1 protein-coding gene is annotated in these 458 nt (G+C 39.1%); it reads left to right on the top strand.

Annotated elements, in window-relative coordinates; genetic code table 11:
- Positions 1-137 precede the first annotated feature (137 nt).
- Positions 138-431: a 4a-hydroxytetrahydrobiopterin dehydratase gene (locus R2R70_RS18940; protein ID WP_057757953.1), complete on the top strand. Its 294-nt coding sequence runs from the start codon at positions 138-140 to the stop codon at positions 429-431.
- The last annotated feature ends 27 nt before the right edge of the window (positions 432-458 follow it).

The following is a 458-nucleotide window of genomic DNA, read 5'->3' as shown; positions in this document are numbered from 1 at the left end:
AATTAATTCTTTAACGAGACTCAGTTAAGTGATATCGGGAAAAGCAGAAAAACATGTAGATATTTATTTCGCATAGGAGAGATATCACAGCACCACTTTTAATAAACCAATTCGACATAACAATAAAGGTTATTAATATGAGTAGTTTATCTGATAAACAAATCAATCTGCAGCTGGAAGAGCTGGCTGGCTGGCAGCGTGACGGCAATAGTATCGTCAAAACCTATCATTTTAGCGATTTTATCGAAGCTATGAGCTTTATGAACCAAGCGGCATTTCATGCTGAAGCGCTTGAGCACCATCCTGAATGGCGTAATACCTACAATATCGTAGAAGTTCGTTTAACCAACCACGATACAGGTGGTATCTCTAGTTTGGACATTCGTTTAGCCAAGCGCATGGAGCATATTATTCAGCCTAAACGCTTATAGTAGCCAGTCTACAACGTATGCCTTGAT

The organism is Cobetia sp. SIMBA_158 (assembly GCF_046566945.1).
In the GTDB taxonomy this organism is placed as follows: domain Bacteria; phylum Pseudomonadota; class Gammaproteobacteria; order Pseudomonadales; family Halomonadaceae; genus Cobetia; species Cobetia amphilecti.
This window is presented reverse-complemented; position numbering and strand designations above follow the sequence as displayed.